Raw genomic sequence first — 19,015 nt, 5'->3', positions numbered from 1 at the left:
CTGACGCAGGGCTGCGCGTGCGATCCAGAACGCCAAGACGCAGCTGCTGGGTAGGGCTTGTGGACTTCACCTCGACGAGCAGGACCAAGTCGTCGAAGACTACGAGCCAGTAGACGCTGCGTCGTTCGTCTCTGCAGACGACTTCGGGGTGCACCTCTGCGTCGGGAAGCTGTCTCAACTGGCGTCCTACGTACTGCTCGAAGAGGTCCCCGAGTCCCTGGGCGAAGTCATTTCCGAAGTGGGCCATGCCCATGTAGTGCAGACCGAGAGGACTTCCCTTAGGGATGATCGAGTGGGATGAGGGGCGAGGTAGCCTGCCTCGAAGCCGGATGGGAGGGGTCGGCCTCACAGCGGGCTGTATTCGAAGCGGCGTAGGTGGGGCTCTCGGCTTAGCCTCCGTTCCTCGTTATCGGCTTTGGATACCTCTTCAAGCCTTCTCGGGGAGATGAGCGGCCAGGGCCCGCAGGCCCTCCAGGACCTCGTCGGCGGTGGGGGCGTTCTCGGGGTCCGTGAGGTGCTGCATCATCAGGCCGCCAACCAGGGCGAGTTGGACCGAGCCGAGGGTGCGGATCGTCGCCTCTGAGAGATCGGACTCGGCAGTGCCGGTGACCTCCCGCGCCATGCCGCTGCGGCCTTGTTGCAGCCCGGCGGCCATCTGCTCGCGCAGGTCAGTATCGCGCTGCGCGCGCAAGACCGTCTCCAAGTTGGCCATCCAGAAGGTCTTGTTGGCGGAGAACGCCTCGATCAGCCTGCCCCACAGCGCGCCGAGGTCGGCGTCGCCGTCAGGTGCCGGGCGGGAGGTCTGGTCACCCGCGTCGAGTGACGCGAACAGGGCCTCGTTGAGCAGCGCCTCCTTCGAGCCGAAGTGGTAGCCGATGGCCGCCATGCTGACCCCCGCCGTGGAGGCGAGGTCGCGGACCGTCGTGCGCTCGTAGCCCTTCGCGAAGAGGCACTCCTTGGCGGCCTCCAGCAACTTTTCCCTGTTTCCCATGCGGGCGAGCGTAGCAACGATCTGCGCGTTTGCGTAAGGCGGTTGCGTGAGGCGAACGTCTGAAACATTCGCCTTGCGCAAACGTATTGCGCATCTGCCCAAATCCTGGCTAGCGTTCGGCGTCAAAGGCCACGCCGCCCCCAGGAGTCCGCATGAGCAGCACCAGGAAGTCCCGCGTCACCGCCCTTGCTTCGGCTGCCGTACTGGCGACGCTCGCCGCCACCGTGACCGCGACCGGCGTTGCCCAGGCGGGCTCCGGCAGCTCCGCCGCTCCCCTGCGGGTGGCGACCGCCGAGGGCCCCGTGCTGGGCAAGGTCGCCGGTGCGGCGCGTACCTTCCAGGGCATTCCGTACGCCGCCCCGCCCATCGGCGCGCGCCGATGGAAGGAGCCGCAGCCGGTGCGGCCCTGGGCGACGACGCTGGACGCCCGTGCCCCGGGGAGTGCCTGCGCGCAGCCGGACAGCCCGCCCGTCTCGATCCCCGGCGGCGGAAGCGAGGGCTGCCTCCACCTGAACGTCACGACTCCGGCCGCGCGGACGGCAGGGCGGCTGCCGGTCGTCGTCTGGATACACGGCGGCAGCTTCACGTACGGCGATGGAGCAAGCTACGGGGCCGCCAAGCTCGCCGCCGCGCGGCAGGGCGCGGTGGTCGTGACGGTCAACTACCGGCTCGGGGCGTTCGGCTTCCTGTCCGCACCCGGCCTGCGCGCACCTGCCAACCTCGGCCTCCTCGACCAGCAGGCCGCGCTGAAGTGGGTCAAGCGCAACGCCGCCACCTTCGGGGTCGACTCCCGGAACGTCACGCTCATGGGGCAGTCCGGCGGCGGATACAGCGTCTGCGCCCAGCTCGTGTCCCCCGGTGCCCGAGGACTCTTCCACAAGGCGATCGTGCAGAGCGCGGGCTGCGTCGGCCCGGACGGCTCGTTCACCCGCACCCAGGCCGCGGCCAAGGGGCGCGCCGTCGCCGAGGCCGCGGGCTGCATGGTCCCCCGTACGGTCGACTCCTGCCTGCGGCGCACCTCCACCGCCGACCTCGTCAAGGCGTCCGGCGCCGCGCCCGGCCCCGACGCTGTGTCCGAGCACAACGGGTACCGCCCGGTGGTGGACGGCAAGATCCTCCCCGAGGCCCCGGCGCAGGCCCTCGCCGCCGGGAGGTTCGCCCGGGTGCCGGTGCTGCACGGCTCCACCCACGACGAGATGAGCGGGCTGGCCGGGCTCGACGAAGCCATGACGGGCAAGCCGCTGACCGCCGAGGGGTACGCCGCCAAGGTCACCGAGATCTTCAAGGAGAAAGCACCGGCCGTCCTCGCCGAGTACCCGGCCTCGGCCCACCCCTCACCCGGCGCGGCGCTGTCGGCGGTGCTGACCGACTCGGAGTGGTCGACCTCAGCGCTCGACACGCAGCGGGCACTGGCCCGCCACACCTCGGTACACGCCTACGACTTCGCGGAGGCCAAATCCCCGTACTTCAAGAACGTGCCGAAGCCGAAGAGCTTCTCGCTCGGCACCGGCCACATGGTCGACCTGGCCTACCTCTTCGAGAACGACATCTACGAGTCGCTCGACGCCACGCAGGCCGCGCTGTCCGACAAGGTGACGGGCTACTGGAGCCGCTTCGCCGCCACTGGGCAACCGAACGGTCCCGGGCTGCCCACCTGGAAGCCCTTCACGCCCCGCGCCCCGCACGTGCAGTGGCTGGCGTCCAACCGCATCGGTGCCACCGACTTCGCGGCGGACCACCACCACGCCTTCTGGAAGGCGCTCGCCTCCTCGCGCGGCTAACCGCCAGCGGACCGGTTCCGTACGCGGGCGGCAGCCGCCGTCAGCAGCTCCGTAACCCGAGAGTCCGCCACGTCCTCCGCCGTGCGGAGCTTGATGTGGCGGGCCTTCTTGCCGTTGCCCTCCATCAGGGCCCCCGTCCAGTCCTGCCGGGCCGCGGGCCGCCCACCGCGAGCGCGCCCGCACCTTCGTGCCGTCCGCGCGCTGGTGATTATCTACATGCACCATGGGCTGCTCCCCCTCCGGTCCCAGTGCGCCTGGCTGCGCACGGGACCCATCAGGTAGGCAGCCACCACTGACTATCCGTCAGGGAGTCTCTGGAAAGGCGGGGTACCGGCGCTGGAGGCCCAGACGACTCAGCAAGGGTCGGGGATCGACGGATGAACAGGCTTGGGCCAGGGAAGCCGCCGCAGGCGGCTTCCCTGGCCGTGGTGGAACCTCAGCCCGGCCTCATACCTACTGGGCAACGTCGGTGCTGTACGGGGGATTGAATACGCAGAACTCGTTGCCCTCCGGGTCGGCAACGATGATCCAGCGAAAGCCGTGTTCGCTGAGTTCTTCAGAGAGCCTCGCAGCGCCGAGCCGTTCGAGGCGATTGACCTCGGACACCAGGTCTGCGGTGCCAAAGTCGAGGTCAAGGTGCATGCGGTTCTTGCCCTGCTTTGGTTCTGGGACGTGCTGCAGGAGAAGGGTTGGTGCAGGAGCGGGCCCGACCAGGCTCAGGTAGGGAGGTCCGTGGAAGCCGCGCCGGTAGTCCAGCGGGGCGAGCGCGGCGAGCCAAAAGTTCGCTTGCGCTTCGGTGTCGACACAGTCCAGCGTCACAACGATCTGCATCGCGGAACGGTAGGAGGCTTGGTCCGCCCTGGCGGCCTATTTTTCGGCAACACCCGAGGCGGTGCTGCCGCTCTTCAGGCCCAAGCATCCTCATAGCACCCGCACGTCCGTGACGGATAAATCCTCGTTCGGCGCCCATCAGGGGTCACCATGCACGGGATGCACCTCGCCCGGTGGCTGGAGCGCCGGCGCGAGCGCCTGGAGGCGGTCGGCGTCGTGCCGCTGCCCGGAAAGCAGACGGAACACGCCAAGTCCCCCAAGACGGCCGTGAGCGCCTTCGAGAAGGGCGCGGCGGCCCCGCCCTGAGCGCAGTACAAGCCAGCACGGGCTCTGTGACGGTCGCCAGGGGCCACGTCGAGGCGTTGCCGGACGGATCGCAGGTCAAGCTCGGGATGTTTCCAGCAACAAGAGCCGCCGGGCCAAGCTGCCCTCAGACAAGCTCGCCACGCTGGCCAGCCTCGGGCTGGAATGGCCGGCGTGACGGCACGATCGTTGTGGCGCCGCGGACTATTCGGACAGGGCACGGCCCTGAAGCCGCAGCCAACGCCGGTGCCTGAGGCCCGATGGGACCGCAGCCTTCCTTGACCTCTGTGGTGCTTAGCGCGCTGTGCCTCGAAGCCCTCGCACAACGCTGTGACGATCTCCAGGCCGTGCCCGCTGACCCGGCCCGGGTCAGCCGCACGAACCACCGGCAGGATGGGATCGGTGTCCCACACCGTGATCTCCAACACCGGCCCGGCCACTGGGGCGTCCGGTCGTGCCGGAGCTGAAGCGCCCATGAGTGAGGAACTCAGTGGAGCAGCGATGCGTCGGTCGTCATGGCAGCCCCGGATGGTCCGCGGCGGGCTGTCCTGCGGGGCGGTAGCGCAACCAGACCAGGCCGTCGTCGAAGGCTTGACTGTCGACGAGCTCCAGCACCTCGGCAGGGTAGGCCGCCGATCCGTACCAGAGGTTCCGGGCTCGTGAACCGGCGAGGTAAGGATGAATGAGCAGGCTCACCTCGTCCAGCAGTCCTGCCTCCAGCAGCGCGCCGGTAAGGGAACCACCGCTGTCCACACGCACGACCTCGGCACCCTCACGCCGCCCGAGTTCGCTGATCGCCTCGGCCAGATCGACCCGCTCGGCCCCCGTGACAAGCTCGGGCACGGTCGAGGATGCGGGCCGTGGCGGTGTGGACTGCGCATACAGGGCGATGACGTTCGACCAGTGCCCGACATCGCGCAGCGCCTGCCACTGCCGGATGCGTCCCTTGCCGTCCACAACGGCAAGGAGCGGCCCATCCGCGGCAGGTCCGGGACGCGCAGCCGCGGCCAGCGCCTGCTCCTGGGCGAGAATCGTGTCGGCCCCGGCCAGGGTGATGTCCTCCTGCCAGGTGGAAGCGAGTTCGTAGAAGCGGCCCACGCTCGACGGGAAGCCCGTGGTCGCGCCCTCCAGGGAGACGGCGGTATGTGCCACCACATAGGGACGACGTGAGCTGCGCGACGCATCTGCTGGCATGCCCTGAGGATAGAACTCAGCATCTGTCCCACTGGGACGGAGGACCAGGAGGGGGTGTATGCGACAGGAGGTGCAAGGCAGTGGGCAGTGGATTCGCGCATCTTCACGTCGCTTCCGGCTACTCGGCCCGCTACGGCGCGGCTCTCCGCCGCCTTCTGGTTCAGCGGGCGGCTGAGCGCGGCCTGGACTCGCTGGCGCTGACCGACCGTGACACCGTCGCCGGAACGGTCCGCCTCGCCAAGGCCTGTGCGGCCGCGAGGGACCACCCGATCTTCGGCGTGGACGTCGCGGTCGCGCCCGCAGACGAGTCCGTGCCAGGATCCGGGCGGCGTCGTACGCCGGCGCGGGGCGGCGCGCATGTCACGCCCGGTGGTGGCTGACGCTGGTGGCGCAGTCCGCGGCGGGGTGGGCGCACCTGTGCCGGATCGTGTCGGCCACGTCACCAGCGGCACCCGGTCGACCGGGTGCCGCTGGTGATGTGGCCAGTGCTCGAGGGAGCATCTGGGCGACGGCCAGGTGGTGCTGCTGGGACCGGCCTCCGAACCCGTTCAGGCGCTGATGACCGGGCGGGCGGACCTGGCGGAAGAATTGCTCGCGCCGTGGTGCAGGACCGCCAGAGCGGGATTACGGCTGGAGGCCGTCTACCTGGGCCACGCGGGGACGGGTGCGGGTTCCCTGCGGCTGGCCGGGCGGACCGATGCAGCTGGGCTCGCAGCTCGGTATCTCAGGCGTCCTGTCCGTTCGGGGGAAGCATGTTCGACACCCGAGGCTGATGAACAAGCTTCTGATGCGCCGCAGGAGAAGTCGTACCCGGCCCAGTCGGTAACCGGAACATACCCGATGCGCTGGTAGAGGGCGTTGGTGGCCCGGTTGACAGGGTCCGCGAAGCGCGAACAGCACGACATTCGTCGCTCCTGCGGCCAGCTCGGCTCGGCTCACTGGTCTACGAGGGCGCCGACGGGGAACCGCCCGGCTTCAGAGACAAATACTCCGGAATATCGCGCATGAGGAATGACGCCCCCCCGGCCACTCGGGGCCAAGGGCTGGACCGCTGCCGAGCGCCAGGAGTACGCCAACGATCTCGGCGACGACCGGGCACTGATCGCCGTCACCGCAAGATCCAATAGGAGCAAGGCCGACCAGGACCCCTCCACCTGGATGCCACCGGCCGAGGGCAACCGGTGCGAGTACGTCACCCAATGGGTCGCGATCAAGACCCGCTGGAAGCTCGCGATCGACCCCAGCGAAGAAGCCGCCCCGCCGAGAACGCCACCCGCTGCCCGAACGTGCCGATCAAGGTGCAGCTCGCGCGATAGCTGACCTCTGCCCGACCGCCTCCCCGTCGCACAGCCGGCGGGGAGGCCTGAGGTGCCACGTCACGGCAGGTGTGACTGAGCCCCGTAGTTGGCCCGCCCGGCCAGATACACGCTCAGTACTTGGTGGAGCGGGTCCACGGCGTCTCATACGGTCGGTCCATGGTGATCAGAATGGGCGACCCCCGCAGTCTCGGCGCCCCTTCCTCCGAGGCACGGTTGCACTTCGATACGGAACTGCAGGAACTCGGCGGTAGACCGCGGCGCCGCTTGCTCATGGTCGACGACGAGCCTGCGTTCGAGCTCAGCTTCTACTGCGGGACGTGCCCGCTCCTGTTTTGCCGAGTGGAAACCGCGCGAGAAAAGTTGTCCCTGGAGACCATGCAGGAACGGCTCACCGGCGCACTGGACGATCCGGACGACGGCGGTGTGATCGATGCGTTCGGTCGGTTGCTGCCACAGGGCGAGTACTTTTCGCTGCTCCTCAGCGTGGAACCCCGGATGATCATCCCAGGGAAGGAAGGTGACTACTTCAGTGGCGAACAGGTCACGACGTGGGGAGTCGATCAATTCTGGGGCCTCCCGGAGGGCCCCATGGAACGGGGGCCGTGTCCCAGTAGCGGCCGGTTTCGGCGTGCCACCGCACCATGCCTGCAAGCCACTCAGCGATGCCGGTGAGATAGCCCTCCAGGCACTCCCACTCGCTCTCGCCGACACCGTAGAGAGGCCGGGCGCGGCGAAGGTCGTCGCAGGCAGTGAAGAAGTCACGGATCGCGTCCTCGGTCATGGTCGTTGCGGTGGCCAGGGCTTGTTCCCACGTGCCGCCGCGGGCGAGGTACAGAACGATGACCAAGTTGGCGGAGTCGGCGTTGCTGTGTTCCTTGCGCAGGGACCACAGGTCGTTGGTCCAGCCGGTGACGTCGGCAGCCAGGAGCTGGATGGCGAGACTGAGGCGGCTGTCGGCGATGATCGGGGGCACTTCGTGGCCGAGTTCGAGTAGGTCGAGGCTCAGCTGGGTGCCGGAGTGTTCGCGGCGGCGCCGGATGTAAGCAGGAAGGTCGGCGGCCCTCTCCTTCGCGCGGGCGCTGTGGTCGTGGGCCTGCAGACCGCAGGCCAGGGCCGTGCGGTAGTGGCCGGTATTGCGGGTGCGCCAGTGCAGGGACTGGGACGGAGCGGTTCGGCTCCACAAATCGGCCATCGCGCAAGCCAGTGGATGTGTGGGCCGGGGGGCCTTCAGGTCGGTCGGCATCTGCGCGAGCAGGTCGTGTGCGAGGTCAAGCATGGTCTCGTCGCCGTCCTGTTGTGGCTGCTCGTCAATGACGTCGTCGATGAACCACATCAGTGCATTCCACCCGGCGACCAGTTCCAGGTCTGCAGCATGTGGATAGGTGTAGGCGGCGAAGCGGCCGAATTGGGCGCGGGCGAAGCGCCGCGCGGCGGGTTCATCGCTCAGCAGGTGCAGGTCGGTGGCCCAGCGGGCCAGCTGTTCCTCGATCCGGTCGGCGCCCGGATGGACCATGCTCGGAATAGGGAACTGCAGGTCGGGCAGCGGCAGGGTGCCGGGCAGCTCGGGCAGCGTGGTCATGAGGTCCTCACGGTGACGATGTCGGCCAGTTGAGACAGCGCGGTGGTCACGTGGGCTGGTAGAGCGCTGCGTGCCAGGGCCTGGCGGCTCTGGGTGCAGCGCACTTGGATCATCTTCTCGACTGACTCGCGGGCTCCGGTGACGTTCAGGACTTCGCGAACGCGGGCTGCTCCGTCCTCGTCCAGGTCAGCTGTGCCGATCAGGGTGCGCAGCACGTCTTGCTGGGCCCGGTCGGCTCGCGTCAGGGCGAGGGCAACCAGAGCGGTGGCTTTGCCATCGCGCAAGTCGTCCAGAACGGTTTTGCCGGTCACGGCCGGATCCCCGAAGACGCCCAGCAGGTCGTCACGGAGTTGGAAGGCTTCACCGAGCGGTACGGCAAAGGTGCTGAGAACCGCCAGCAGGTCCTTGTCGGCGCCTGCCAGTGCGGCGCCCAGGTGCAGGGGCCGCTCCACGGTGTACTTGCCGCTCTTGAGCCGCGCGATGCGCAGGGCGCCCTCGACATCGGGACTGGGACGGCCTGAGGCGGCCAGGTCGAGGTACTGGCCGAGCATGAGTTCCGTGCGCATGGTGTCCACCACCGCCTGGGCCGCGGCGAGCTGGGAGGTGGTGAGACCGGCTGTGTGGAGCAGCTCGTCGGACCAGGTCAAGGCCAGGTCTCCGAGGAGAATGGCCCCGTTGACGCCCAGCCGTGGCGCGTGAGGGTGCCCGGCATGATGGGCTGCCAGTGCTTCATGGGCAGCGGGTCGCCCTCGGCGGGTGGCGCTGGCGTCCATGACATCGTCGTGGATGAGCGCGAAGGTGTGGAACATCTCTAGTGATGCGGCCGCCTTGTGGAGTGGCGCGATGTCGCCGCCGTGCCTGGCGGCGGCGTACCAGCCTGCCACGCACAGCACGGGGCGCAGGCGCTTGCCACCAGCGAACAGTAACCCCCTCAAGGCTTCAGTGATCTCGGCTGGCAGCTGGTGCGTAGCAGTTGGTGTGGCCTTGCGCTCGACGAAGGCGGCGAGAATCGACTCGACGTCAGTGCGAACGGCCGCCAAGTCGACCGGTGCAGCGAGTAGCGGCTGGGCAGCCACAGGAACGTCTCCCTCCGGCGACACCCGGAGTCATCGCCTGAATCGGAAGGCCAGGGCGGACCGCGGATCGGAACCGGCGGCAGCCGGGCCAGTGTTGAATGCGTGCGCATGCGTGAAGGCGCGTATGCTCCAGGCCTGTCTGGTTCTTTCACTGGTTGCCACGGGATGGAACGGAACACCCCTGGTCAGGGGGCGCACGGGTCGACGTGAAGCATCCAGATTCGCCTGCATATGCCAATAGCGGGCTTCTGCGCCCTGTGCGCCCGGCGTGGCGGCCCTGGTCCGTGCCTCGCTACAGTGCCGCCCGCATCCGTCTCCTCTCGTCAGGCGCCTCGGTCGCGGCCGCGATTTCGGCGATGCGTTGAAGTGCGTCCTGGTAGGCGTCCGCGTTGCCCGGCATCTTCTGCCAGGTGCGGATGGTGACGGTCGCGGATTGGAGGGCGCCGGGGGTGATGCCGAGGTAGCGGGCAGCCGCGGCGCGGGATCCGCCACGGGTCATCTGGACGAGGCGGATCGCGGCGTCGCGGCGCAGTTGTCTAGCGGGCCCGTTCAATTCGTCCAGTGGCCAGGCCCAGGCGTCCGGAAGATGTTGCGGGATGCTCTTCGGGTCGAGCAGGCCCTGGCGGCTCGGAGGCTGTGGGAAGAGCGCGGGTGGCCCGACACTTCCGTGACGCAGCTGGGTGCTCTCGTCGATGGCGGTGTTCATGCCGGATGAGCAGTGTGGGGCGAGGCGCTTCAGCCGACGATATCCGGCACGGCTGGAAGGAAGCCGGGACAGCACGCGGGCGAGGACTGTCTGGCCGCCCGGGTCGTCGAGGACCCGGACGACGAGGGCCATCAGGGCGGCTGCCCGCAACGGATTGCCAGGCGGGTGGTCGACGGAGCGAGCCAGCCAGCCGTCCCCTTGGGGTCCGGCACGTTCCGCAGGCGCTCGGCTCAGGGTCTCGGGTGAGCGGCGACCGCGTCCAAGTGTTCGGTGCTGGTGAGGGCTTCCGCCATGGCCGGCCAGGTGGGAACTGGTCGTCCCGCAGGTGGCGGCCGGTCTCCAGGGCGGTGGCCGCGTCGCCGAGGGCCCAGTGGACACCGACGGCGTACAGGGTGACGGCGGCCGGCGTGATCGCGAACAGCCGTCCCTCGGGCACGGTGTCTGGAAGCTGGCGGGCCGCGCAGGCGGCCTCTCCAATCGTGGACAGGGCCTGGGTGCGGTCGCCCGCGCGGGCGGCGGTGTAGCTGGTGGTGCACAGCAGCTGGGCGTAGGCGACGGCCTGCGGCACGGACCTCAGGCCGGTGGCCGCGATCCGCGTGAGGGCCTCCCGAACAAGGCGGCTGGCGTCGCCGGAGCGGTCCTGGTGGCGCAGCACGATGCTGGTCCCGCGGTCGGCGGCGGCCATGACGAGGGCGGAGCCGGATGGCGGGGACAAGTCAGCGTGCGGGCCAGCCAGTCGGGACGAAGTCGGCCTTCGTGAAGCCGGGATGGTCCTGGGCTCGGGGGTCGGCACGGACAGGCCCAGTCAGGGTGATTCCATGAACACGGGCGGCCTGGTCGATGGACTCGGGCGAGATATATCCGGCGTCGACGAAGTCCTCCAGATCCGTGGACTGCTGCCGGGCCAGACTCCGGTGGATGGCCTCGAGCGCATCGATGTCCTGCTCGGGAGCGGGCGAGCGTCAGGCTGGTGCGACCCGAGTTGGTGGTGGAGATCAGCGTCGACATCGCCCGTGACACCTCCCCGCTGGCGCCACCCCGCCCATCCCGACCTATCCCACGGCTGAATTCGCCTCATTGACGCAACGCACGGGACCGGCTACCTCAAAGGGAGTTCGTTGACAGCTCGTCAGCCTGAGCGTCCATTACCCGAACCCACATCACAGCCGGCAGGAAACGCACGCAGGCGGCCCTGCCGCGAGGACCCGACGTACGTCACCCGGTGGGTTTGATGCGAAGGACGGCGGCCGCATCGAGGATGTCGACGACCTTCAGGCTCATGGCGTCGTTGACGGTCGCGGCAGGTCCCTCGCCGCAGCTGAACCCGACACCGCCTCCGCCCTCCGACGACACACCGCCGCCACCGGAACAGCCCGAGATGCTGTAGCCCGACCCTGTCAGCCGGGCGACCATGTCGACCCTGCCGTCGGCGATCGCCGTCACCTTGATCGGCCCCAGGCCGTACGTTTCCGGCACTGTCACGGTGTCTCCCACGGCGACCTTGATTTCGCACGTCCCGTCAGCACACGGCCCCGTTGGCGAGGGCGACGGCGTGGCCGTCTCTGTGGGCTCGGACGCCGACCTGGATCCGGACCTGCTGGGCTTGCCCTCGGCGGGGGATCCGTCCGAAGAATCCGAGGAACACGACGTGAGAACGGCGAACACGCAAGCGACAACAACGGGGAGGGCGGCAGCAGTTGACGTTCTTCTACGCAGCATGATTGCCATTGAACCCCCGCCACCCGCCGCCCGGGCACGTTGTCTCAAGACGTCCCCAGGACGTTCACCACCGCGCCGTGAGCACGCCGCGCCCCCACACTGTCCGGCGACCAGACTCTGCCCTGCAACCATCCCGGGGCTGCGTCCACGAGACGCGTCAGCACGCGACCTGGGCGACTGCCCGCCTCCATGTCCAGCAGTCGGGCCGGTAAGTTGTCCGAGCTCATTCGTAACGTGCCGCGTCCGGTCGAAGAAATCAGGGGAGAGGACAGCAGCGGTCACCCAGCAGGAACTGCGGATCGCGATCGTGCTCTGAGTCGAAAGGACCTACCACCGACGCAGACTACAAGCCTCGCTCGGCCGGTTGACCCCGGTCGAATTCGAAGCCGTCATGACCACACCGCCCCTCCTGGCTACGTGGCCGAACCTGTCCCCAAGCATGCACCAGGCCCAGCCGTCCCAGTCATCTGCGGCCACTGTCCTGACACTCAGATCAGCGGAGGGCGCCCCAGGGACTGCTGTCCCCACAGCCGCGTTTGAGGGCCATACACCCCAGCGCAGCCCCTGCCCCTCATCTGTCGGCGCACTACGCCGCGTCCCATTCGTGCGGCCGGCCGCCGCGCCACTTCACCCCCGGGGATCGTCCAACGCCGCGTCCGGGCCGGGCACGCCGGCGCCCTCGAGGAACACCACCAGGTCATGGTCCCAGTGGGCCAGTCCCAGGACCTTGTCGCCGCCGTTGCAGCGCGTACTCACCTGCCGGCCGCCCAACGCAGACGACCGCTGCACAACGATCGGAGCACGGTCCGTGACACCAGCCTGCCCCTGCACAAGGCCAGACTAGGCCGCGTTTGGGCAGGTCAGGGTGTGTGAGCGCAGTCTTCTGGTCATGATGTGAGCGCGAGGTTGTGCATGTGGGCGACGGCTTGGACGGCGTGGTGGAGGCCGTCGCCGTGTTGCCGGCAATCGCGGAGGATCTTGTAGTTCTTCATGTGGCCGATCACATGCTCCACCCGCGCGCGGACCGTGCGGTGCGCGGCGTTGTCTGCTTCCTCGCCCGGCAGCAGCTCGCGTCGGGGGCGTTTGCGGTGTGGCACGACCATGCCGCAGTTGAGGTAGGCGCCATCGCCCAGAACAGTCACGTCCTGGCAGTGCTCGGCCAGGCCGGAAGCCCGCCAGGCGTGGGCATCCGCGGTGGTGCCCGGCACCGGCCGGGCCGCTGCGATCACGAGGCGGGTGTCGGCGTCCACGATGACCTGCACGTTCGCGGAGAACCGGTAGTTGCGGCTGGAGGAACCGAGGTGCCGGTCACGGACCGGGACCAGGGTGCCGTCCACGATCCACAACCGGTCCGCGGCATCTGCCGGACGCCCCAAGGCTCGAGCGCCAGCAGCGGTCCAAGACGTTGAATGACCCGACACACGGTGGACGAGGACACTCCGAACAGGGGCCCCAGCTGCCGCATCGTCAGATTCGTCCGGTAGTACACCGCGACCAGCAGCACCCGCTCCGCCAGCGGCAGGCTCCACGGCCGACCCTGCATCGTGCCGTTGCCACCGCGCTCCCGCACCGCCTTCAGCAGCCGCGCAAACTGCATCACCCGCAGCCCGGTGAACGTCTCCACCCACACCCGTTCAGCACTCAACACCCCAGCCATACACGGGAGATGCCCAGTTCCCAACCTTGTGCAACACCCTTTAGGCGTTCACGTGCACCTCGCGTCCCAGCCAGGCCGCCAGCCGGCCGTACGCATCCGATTCTTGGGAGGCGGGGCATACCGACTCGAAGGGGACGGAGGCGCCGCGCCGTTCTGGCGGCAGGGCCTCGTGGGCGAATGCCAGTGAGAACTCGGCTAGCTCCGGGGCGAGTTCGTGCGCACTTCCGAGGGCCTGGCGCAAGTCCCATGTGTGTGCGGCGATTTCCATGACACCCGCGCTCAGCGCGCCGCGCACAGGCAGGGTCGCCGAAGCCGAGATCCACCATGCGGTCCAGCGCGCGATCGTCCATGGCCCACCCGGCCACGATGAGCCGCTCCTCGGCGTCCGCGTACGCCGCTGCCCAGCCGTCGCCCGGGACCTCGGCGACGTTTCCGGGTTCAGCTGCTCTGTAGGTGCCTTGCATGATGTGCGGATAGGCAAGCGTATTGCCCAGGACGTGGGCGATCAGAGCGCGGATGTCGAACTCGTGGCAAGGGGTGGGTGTGTCGAGCTGCCCGGGTTCGACGGTGGCGACGAGTGCGGCGAACTGGCCGGCCGCACGGTACAGCGGTGGCCGGGGGTCTTTGGGGGTGTTCATCGGGGCTGGCTTCCTTCCGTCAGCGATGTGAGGTGAGCGGATCAAGACAGCTCAGCCGTGGTACGACAGGTTCAGGGCCAGGGCGGCCACCGCCAGGGAGAAGAACATGGCCCAGCCGCCGAAGTGGTAGTCGCGAGCTCGCAAGTGGGCACCGAACGCGACGAGGAAGTACAACACGAGGCCGCCCGCGGCGAGCGCGCCCAGCACCGGCACGGCGAACCCTGCCAGCAACCCCAGCGCGCCCAGCGCCAGCAGCACGCCGAACGGGCGCATCGTCGAGTGAGGCAGCCCCATCTTGTCCGCCTGACTTCTGGGGTAGTCGTGACCGACGAGGTTCGCGACGGCGGCGAATCCGTTGGTGACCGAGGCGAGAAGAGTGACTGCGAGATAGGCGGCGAACACGAGGTTTCCTGTTCCTTGTAAAGGACAACTGGCTGTTCACGGAGTTGACGGGCCGGCTCTCCGAAAAGTGACATGCCATCGCGTGATCTAGGTCATGGCACGGCGCCCGAGTGCGACACCTCCGGACCGACATCGGCCAGAAGCGCGTGCGCCGACCACGGATGCCACCGCGTCTACACCGACTCGAAGATCATTGCGGGACAAGCCTTAGGCGACAAGGTGACCTGGGGCATTGACCTAGCCGATGGCGGAGCCGCCCTCGCTATAGCGATCCTCATCAACCACGACCAGCCGGTCCTCTACCTCTCCGGCCGAGCCATCCACCGCGCCTGCGAGGGCTACCGCGGCGAAGGCAAGACCGACGCCAAAGACGCCGCCGTCATCGCCGATCAGGCCCGCATCCGCCGCGACCTGCACCTCTTACGCACCGGCGACACGGCCGTAACCGACCTCAAGATCCTCACAGGCCGTCGCATGGACCTCGTCGCCGACCGCACCCGCACCGTCAACCGCCTGCGGGCCCAGCTCACCGGCATCTTTCCCTGCCTGGAGCGTGCGCTCGATGTCACCAATGTCGGACCGCTCGTCCTGCTGACCGGCTACCAAACGCCGGCTGCGCTCCGCCGGATTGGCCGCAAAAGGCTGGCGACGTGGCTGCGCAACCGCAAGGTCCTTCGCACTGACCAGCTGGCCGAGACTGCCTTCGAGGCTGCTGAGCGCCAGCACACCAGCCTGCCAGGCGAAAAGCTGGCCGACCGCATGGTGCATACGCTGGCGGCGGAGGTGATGGGCCTCAACCAGCAGATCGCCGAGATTGACAGGTTTATCGAGGCCCGGTTCCGCGAGCACCACGACTTCGAAGTCATCACGAGCATGCCTGGCCTGGGCGTCATCCTCGGTGCCGAGTTCCTGGCCGCGACCGGCGGTGACATGAGTGCTTTCGGCACCCCCGACCGGCTCGCCGGCTTTGGCGGTGTCGCCCCAGCACCGCGAGATTCCGGGAAGATCAGCGGCAACTTACGGCGCCCGCAGCGATACAACCGCAGACTCCAACGCGTCTTCTACATCTCCGCCTTGTTCAGCATCAGAAGGTGTGAGGAGTCCCGCCGGTTCTACGACCGCAAACGCGCCGAGGGCAAACGCCATACCCAGGCCGTCCTCGCTCTCGCTCGCCGCCGACTCAACGTTCTCTGGGCTCTCCTGCGCGACGGTCGGTGCTACGAGCTCACGCCACCGACAGCCTTCACTGCTTGACAGAACACAACAGGAATCCACAACCAGGCCACCCGGCGGCGGGTACCCGCGATGGGTACCCGCCGCCGGGTGGCTACCCGGAGCCGGTGCGGAAGCGGGAGAACCAACCGGTCTCGGTCCTCGGCTCGGACACGGCCTGGTCCAGTTCCTGATGCTCCTGCGCGCCTTGGTCGGCCTGGCGCTCGGCAGTGAGAGCCTGCTCGGCGGTGAGAGCCTGCTGCTCGCAGGCGTCACACAGGTGCGGGTGAGCATCCCGTGGGGCGCCCACCCGGCCATCTCGCTCGCCTCCCACCGTTCGTCGGTGAACCTCGTGCCGCAGCCGGCACACAGGGGACGGCGAGCTTTCCGCTCGACCTGCTGCTGCTCGGCGCGCGAGCGAGCGTCCGGGCATTCCTCTCATTCGTTTTATTCGTCGCGCAGGCCGTCGGGACGCATCATGCGCCACATCGGCGGCAGGCTCAGCAGCGTGACCAGGAGGACCACTCCGCCACCGATCCCGGCCATCCCCGCAATGCCGCCCCAGGCCACCGTGAGCGGCAGGCCCGCCATCTTCAGCAGCATCGAGCCGAGCCCCAGGCCGCCGACGACGGCCAGGGCCAGGCCAAGCAGCACCGGCAGCGCGGTCTGCCACAGCACCGACAGACCGAGCGTCGAGCGCCGGGTGCCGAGGGCTACGAGCACCGCGAGCAGCTTCCTCCGCTCACGGAGCTGGTCCAGCATGGTCACGAGCATGCTCGCGCCGATCAGCAGCAGCGTGACGGTCGCACCGATGAACAGGCCGCGCTTGATGTTCGTGAACTCCGGTGCCTGTTCGCTCTCCACGTTCTCTTCGACCTGGAGCAAGGGGTCGATCCGCGCGGCGGTGTTGCGGACTCGCTCGGCCGCGTCGCGGTCGGAGGCATCCAGCTTCACCAGCAATTCCGTGCCGGAGTCCGCCAGGTCGTGGGTCCTGATCGCCTCGGGCGTGGCGAAGACGCCGGTCGTGAAGGACCCCGCCGGGTCCGGCACCACCTGTGTGGCACGGGCGGTGGCAGGGACGGTCCACAGCTTGGGCGCGGCCTTCGGAGAACCCTCCTCCGAGGCGGCCAGGTCGACCTGTTCGCCCGGGTCGGGGGTGTACACGCCGCCCTTCAGGGGGTCCTCGCCCGACTCGTCGGCGACGGTGTAGACACTGCCGGGCCGACAGCCTCGGGCCTCGACGATCTGCCGCAGGCTCGCGCACTCACCGACGATCACGAAGGCTCCGGGTGCGTCGCTGCCGGGCTCGGCGGCATGGCCGCGTGTGTAGGCCAGGGCGGATGTCACGCCGGGCGTGGCACGCAGGGCGGCCATGTCCTCGCGCTGCCGGTTCTCACCCTCGTACGCCCCGGTGATCCGCAGCTCGCCGCGGACCGGGCTGCGGCCGGTGTCGTGCGTGTACCGGCTCTCCAAGCCCGAGAACAGCATGTGCACGGCGATCGCCCCGGCCACCGCGAGGGTGATACCGCTGACCATGCGCGCGGCCGTGCCGCTGTCCGACTGCAGGCGTCGGCCGGCGAGTTGCAGCGACAGCGGGCCGCCCCGCAGCCGTCCGACGACGGCCTCCATCACCGAGGGCAGCAGCGCAGTCACCCCCGCGAGGAGCAGGACCGCGCCCGCCGCGATCTTCGGTTCGTTGACCCGGGTCTCCGGATCAAGGCCGTCGATCATCGGGAAGAGCAGCGTCACCCCGGCGGCCGGCAGCAGCAGCCGCCACCACAGCCGCCGCTTGACCGTACCGGCGTGCCGTACGACGCCGAGCGGTTCGACGGCGACGGTGCGCAGCGCGAACAACGTGACGGCGACGGCGAGAACCGGCACGCCGGCCACGATCAGCGCGGCGAGCACCGGGTCCGGGGCCACGTCGGAGGCGAAGACGCTGATCCGCCACAGCTCGACCGTGCCGACGAGCCGCCGCCCGCCCACGAAGAGCCCGAGGCCCACGGCGAGTCCCGTCAGCGCGCCCACCAGGGCCTCACCGGCCGCGATGCGCCGGATCGTCGCGGTGTCCGAGCCGACGAGGCGCAGCGCGGCCAGCCGCCGGTCGCGGCGCTCGCCCCCGAAGCGGACGGCCCCGGCGATGAGCACCGCCACCGGCATCAGCAGCACCACGATGGCGATGACGACCAGCAGCATGAGGAACGAGTCGAGGCCCTCGGCGGGGCTCGGGCCGCCGAAGTGGTCGGTCCGCGTCGGGTTGTCGCCTCTCGGGGTCAGGTCGTCCGCCCCCGCGTAGTAGGCCAGTTCGTGTGGGCCGAGCAGTCCCGCCTCGCCGATGGTGCCGGTGACGCGATGGTCCAGACGCTTCTTGAGCAGGGCGCCCTCGGCGGAGTCGAGCAGTTTCTTCAGCTCGGGAGAGACGACCATCTCGCCAGGGGCGGGCAGTTCGTCCAGGCCCGGCGGGAGGACCGGCCTGTCGCCGTCCGGCCGGACGAGCCGCCCGTAGATGTCCTGGCCCCGGTAGGTGGTGTTCGCCCCGCCGGTGACGACCGTCTCCTCGGTCGGTCGCATCGGCGCGCCGTACACGAAGTCGTCGCGGGCCGCGCCGCGGTCTTCCCGGGCGCTCAGCACGGCCGGAACGGCGGAGGCGAGGAGCAGCAGGGCCACGCCCAGGCCGACGCCGACGGCGGTCAGCAGCGTGCGCGTCCAGGCCGGGCGTCCGCCGCTCACCGCGAACCAGGCGCCGAACGCGAGGTCGCGTGCCCAGGCCGCCGGGCTGGTGCGGGCCTCGCCCCGGGCCGCGCGCCGGCGCTTCAAGCGGTCGCGGGTGCTGTGGCCGCCCCTCACGCGGTGCGCTCCATGTCCCGGGACCTGCCGTCGCGTACGACGATCTCGCGGTCGGAGTGGGCGGCGACCCGCGCCTCGTGGGTGACCAGGACGACGGCCGCGCCCGTGTCATGGGCGGCTTCGGTGAGCAGCCCGAGGACGAGTTCGCCGGTGAGGGAGTCCAGGGCGCCGGTCGGTTCGTCGGCGAACAGGACGCGGGGCTCCGCGACGAGGGCGCGGGCGAGGGCGACCCGCTGACCCTGGCCGCCGGATATCTCCCCGGGACGCCTGCGGGAGAGGTGGTTGATCTCCATACGCTCCAGCCATGCGAGGGCTCGGCGCATGGCGTCCTTGCGGGGGGTGCCGTTCAGCCACAGCGGCAGCGCCACGTTCTGCAGACACGTCAGTTCGGGCACCAGCTGCCCGAATTGGAAGACGAACCCGAACTCGCTCCGACGCAGCCTGCTGCGTCCGGCGTCCGACAGCGTCGACATGGCCCGGCCCTTGTACGTGACCCGGCCGGCGTCGGGCAGGACGATGCCGGCGAGGCAGTGCAGGAGGGTCGACTTTCCGGAGCCCGACGGACCCATGACGGCGACGATCTCGCCCGGCCGGATGCTGAAGTCGGCGCCATCCAGGGCGTTGGTCGAGCCGTAGGCCTTGCGCAAGCGGGTGGCGGCCAGGATGGGGGCGCTCATGGACGGATCTCCGTGGCGAGTGGGCCGAGACGGGCGACGGTGAACTCTCCCGCCCTCAGAAGTGCGGTGCGGGTGCGACTGCT

Annotated in this window: 17 protein-coding genes and 5 pseudogenes; 6 read left to right on the top strand and 16 right to left on the bottom strand. The window is 69.2% G+C overall.

What is annotated here, in order from left to right; genetic code table 11:
• Positions 1 to 427: 427 nt before the first annotated feature.
• Positions 428 to 991, bottom strand: coding sequence for a TetR family transcriptional regulator (locus AB0I94_RS32635; RefSeq protein ID WP_363313316.1), 564 nt, complete (start codon positions 989 to 991; stop codon positions 428 to 430).
• 152 nt (positions 992 to 1,143) lie between these two features.
• Here AB0I94_RS32635 and AB0I94_RS32630 point away from each other — a divergent pair, with 152 nt between their 5' ends.
• On the top strand, positions 1,144 to 2,772 hold the full coding sequence (locus AB0I94_RS32630) for a carboxylesterase family protein (RefSeq protein ID WP_363313315.1): 1,629 nt from the start codon (positions 1,144 to 1,146) through the stop codon (positions 2,770 to 2,772).
• A 453-nt stretch (positions 2,773 to 3,225) separates the two neighbouring features.
• On the opposite strand, the gene AB0I94_RS32625 is transcribed toward AB0I94_RS32630, so the two are convergent.
• Positions 3,226 to 3,603 carry a VOC family protein gene (locus AB0I94_RS32625; protein ID WP_363313314.1) on the bottom strand — a complete coding sequence of 126 codons (378 nt, stop codon included), beginning with the start codon at positions 3,601 to 3,603 and terminating at the stop codon, positions 3,226 to 3,228.
• 150 nt (positions 3,604 to 3,753) lie between these two features.
• On the opposite strand from AB0I94_RS32625, the gene AB0I94_RS32620 reads away from it, so the two are divergent.
• On the top strand, positions 3,754 to 3,909 hold the full coding sequence (locus AB0I94_RS32620; RefSeq protein ID WP_363313313.1) for a hypothetical protein: 156 nt from the start codon (positions 3,754 to 3,756) through the stop codon (positions 3,907 to 3,909).
• 510 nt (positions 3,910 to 4,419) lie between these two features.
• On the opposite strand, the gene AB0I94_RS32615 is transcribed toward AB0I94_RS32620, so the two are convergent.
• Entirely contained in the window at positions 4,420 to 5,100 is a 681-nt protein-coding gene (locus AB0I94_RS32615; protein WP_363313312.1) for a dihydrofolate reductase family protein, read from the bottom strand.
• An 80-nt stretch (positions 5,101 to 5,180) separates the two neighbouring features.
• Between AB0I94_RS32615 and AB0I94_RS32610 the strand changes: the two genes are divergently transcribed.
• Positions 5,181 to 5,480: a PHP domain-containing protein gene (locus AB0I94_RS32610; RefSeq protein WP_363313311.1), complete on the top strand. Its 300-nt coding sequence runs from the start codon at positions 5,181 to 5,183 to the stop codon at positions 5,478 to 5,480.
• Between the two features lie 417 nt (positions 5,481 to 5,897).
• Here AB0I94_RS32610 and AB0I94_RS32605 read toward each other — a convergent pair.
• Positions 5,898 to 6,039, bottom strand: a pseudogene (locus AB0I94_RS32605) (GNAT family N-acetyltransferase); the annotation flags it as partial.
• Positions 6,040 to 6,132: 93 nt separating this feature from the next.
• Here AB0I94_RS32605 and AB0I94_RS32600 point away from each other — a divergent pair.
• Positions 6,133 to 6,416: pseudogene (locus AB0I94_RS32600) on the top strand (DUF1524 domain-containing protein); the annotation flags it as partial.
• 144 nt (positions 6,417 to 6,560) lie between these two features.
• Here AB0I94_RS32600 and AB0I94_RS32595 read toward each other — a convergent pair.
• The 5 genes from AB0I94_RS32595 to AB0I94_RS32575 all read right to left on the bottom strand — a co-directional run bounded on the left by AB0I94_RS32595 (position 6,561) and on the right by AB0I94_RS32575 (position 11,262).
• Positions 6,561 to 6,983 carry a hypothetical protein gene (locus AB0I94_RS32595; RefSeq protein WP_363313310.1) on the bottom strand — a complete coding sequence of 141 codons (423 nt, stop codon included), beginning with the start codon at positions 6,981 to 6,983 and terminating at the stop codon, positions 6,561 to 6,563.
• A complete protein-coding gene (locus AB0I94_RS32590) occupies positions 6,961 to 7,998 on the bottom strand; it encodes a hypothetical protein (RefSeq protein WP_363313309.1) in 1,038 nt (345 codons plus the stop codon). Before AB0I94_RS32590 ends, AB0I94_RS32595 begins: the two co-directional genes overlap by 23 nt.
• Positions 7,995 to 9,074 (bottom strand): polyprenyl synthetase family protein, encoded by a 1,080-nt coding sequence (locus AB0I94_RS32585; protein ID WP_363313308.1) that lies wholly within the window; start codon positions 9,072 to 9,074, stop codon positions 7,995 to 7,997. Before AB0I94_RS32585 ends, AB0I94_RS32590 begins: the two co-directional genes overlap by 4 nt.
• Before the next feature lie 292 nt (positions 9,075 to 9,366).
• The gene (locus tag AB0I94_RS32580; RefSeq protein WP_363313307.1) at positions 9,367 to 9,912 is read right to left on the bottom strand and encodes a hypothetical protein; all 546 of its coding nucleotides are present in this window, start codon (positions 9,910 to 9,912) and stop codon (positions 9,367 to 9,369) included.
• Positions 9,913 to 10,995: 1,083 nt separating this feature from the next.
• On the bottom strand, positions 10,996 to 11,262 hold the full coding sequence (locus tag AB0I94_RS32575; protein ID WP_363313306.1) for a hypothetical protein: 267 nt from the start codon (positions 11,260 to 11,262) through the stop codon (positions 10,996 to 10,998).
• Between the two features lie 517 nt (positions 11,263 to 11,779).
• Between AB0I94_RS32575 and AB0I94_RS32570 the strand changes: the two are divergent.
• Positions 11,780 to 11,902: pseudogene (locus AB0I94_RS32570) on the top strand (IS3 family transposase); the annotation flags it as partial.
• A 224-nt stretch (positions 11,903 to 12,126) separates the two neighbouring features.
• Here the strand turns inward: AB0I94_RS32570 and AB0I94_RS32565 are convergent.
• The 4 genes and pseudogenes from AB0I94_RS32565 to AB0I94_RS32550 all read right to left on the bottom strand — a co-directional run bounded on the left by AB0I94_RS32565 (position 12,127) and on the right by AB0I94_RS32550 (position 14,196).
• Positions 12,127 to 12,255 (bottom strand): hypothetical protein, encoded by a 129-nt coding sequence (locus AB0I94_RS32565; RefSeq protein WP_363313376.1) that lies wholly within the window; start codon positions 12,253 to 12,255, stop codon positions 12,127 to 12,129.
• Between the two features lie 131 nt (positions 12,256 to 12,386).
• Positions 12,387 to 13,156 (bottom strand): annotated as a pseudogene (locus tag AB0I94_RS32560) (transposase family protein).
• Entirely contained in the window at positions 13,141 to 13,794 is a 654-nt protein-coding gene (locus tag AB0I94_RS32555) for a maleylpyruvate isomerase N-terminal domain-containing protein (protein ID WP_363313305.1), read from the bottom strand. The pseudogene AB0I94_RS32560 and the gene AB0I94_RS32555 overlap by 16 nt, the downstream one beginning before the upstream one ends.
• 51 nt (positions 13,795 to 13,845) lie before the next feature.
• Positions 13,846 to 14,196: a DoxX family protein gene (locus tag AB0I94_RS32550; RefSeq protein WP_030788460.1), complete on the bottom strand. Its 351-nt coding sequence runs from the start codon at positions 14,194 to 14,196 to the stop codon at positions 13,846 to 13,848.
• A 150-nt stretch (positions 14,197 to 14,346) separates the two neighbouring features.
• Between AB0I94_RS32550 and AB0I94_RS32545 the strand changes: the two are divergent.
• Positions 14,347 to 15,450, top strand: a pseudogene (locus AB0I94_RS32545) (IS110 family transposase); the annotation flags it as partial.
• Between the two features lie 73 nt (positions 15,451 to 15,523).
• Here the strand turns inward: AB0I94_RS32545 and AB0I94_RS32540 are convergent.
• The 3 genes from AB0I94_RS32540 to AB0I94_RS32530 form a co-directional block, all read right to left on the bottom strand.
• Positions 15,524 to 15,718, bottom strand: a complete 195-nt coding sequence (locus AB0I94_RS32540) for a hypothetical protein (RefSeq protein WP_363313304.1) — start codon at positions 15,716 to 15,718, stop codon at positions 15,524 to 15,526.
• A 137-nt stretch (positions 15,719 to 15,855) separates the two neighbouring features.
• Positions 15,856 to 18,255 carry an FtsX-like permease family protein gene (locus AB0I94_RS32535; protein WP_363313303.1) on the bottom strand — a complete coding sequence of 800 codons (2,400 nt, stop codon included), beginning with the start codon at positions 18,253 to 18,255 and terminating at the stop codon, positions 15,856 to 15,858.
• Positions 18,252 to 18,932 carry an ABC transporter ATP-binding protein gene (locus AB0I94_RS32530; RefSeq protein WP_363313302.1) on the bottom strand — a complete coding sequence of 227 codons (681 nt, stop codon included), beginning with the start codon at positions 18,930 to 18,932 and terminating at the stop codon, positions 18,252 to 18,254. The genes AB0I94_RS32535 and AB0I94_RS32530 overlap by 4 nt, the downstream gene beginning before the upstream one ends.
• Positions 18,933 to 19,015 lie beyond the last annotated feature (83 nt).

It is taken from the genome of Streptomyces sp. NPDC050147 (assembly GCF_040660195.1).
Classification (GTDB): domain Bacteria; phylum Actinomycetota; class Actinomycetes; order Streptomycetales; family Streptomycetaceae; genus Streptomyces.
Note: the sequence above shows the minus strand (reverse complement) of the source record. Positions and strands in the feature narration are given on the sequence as shown.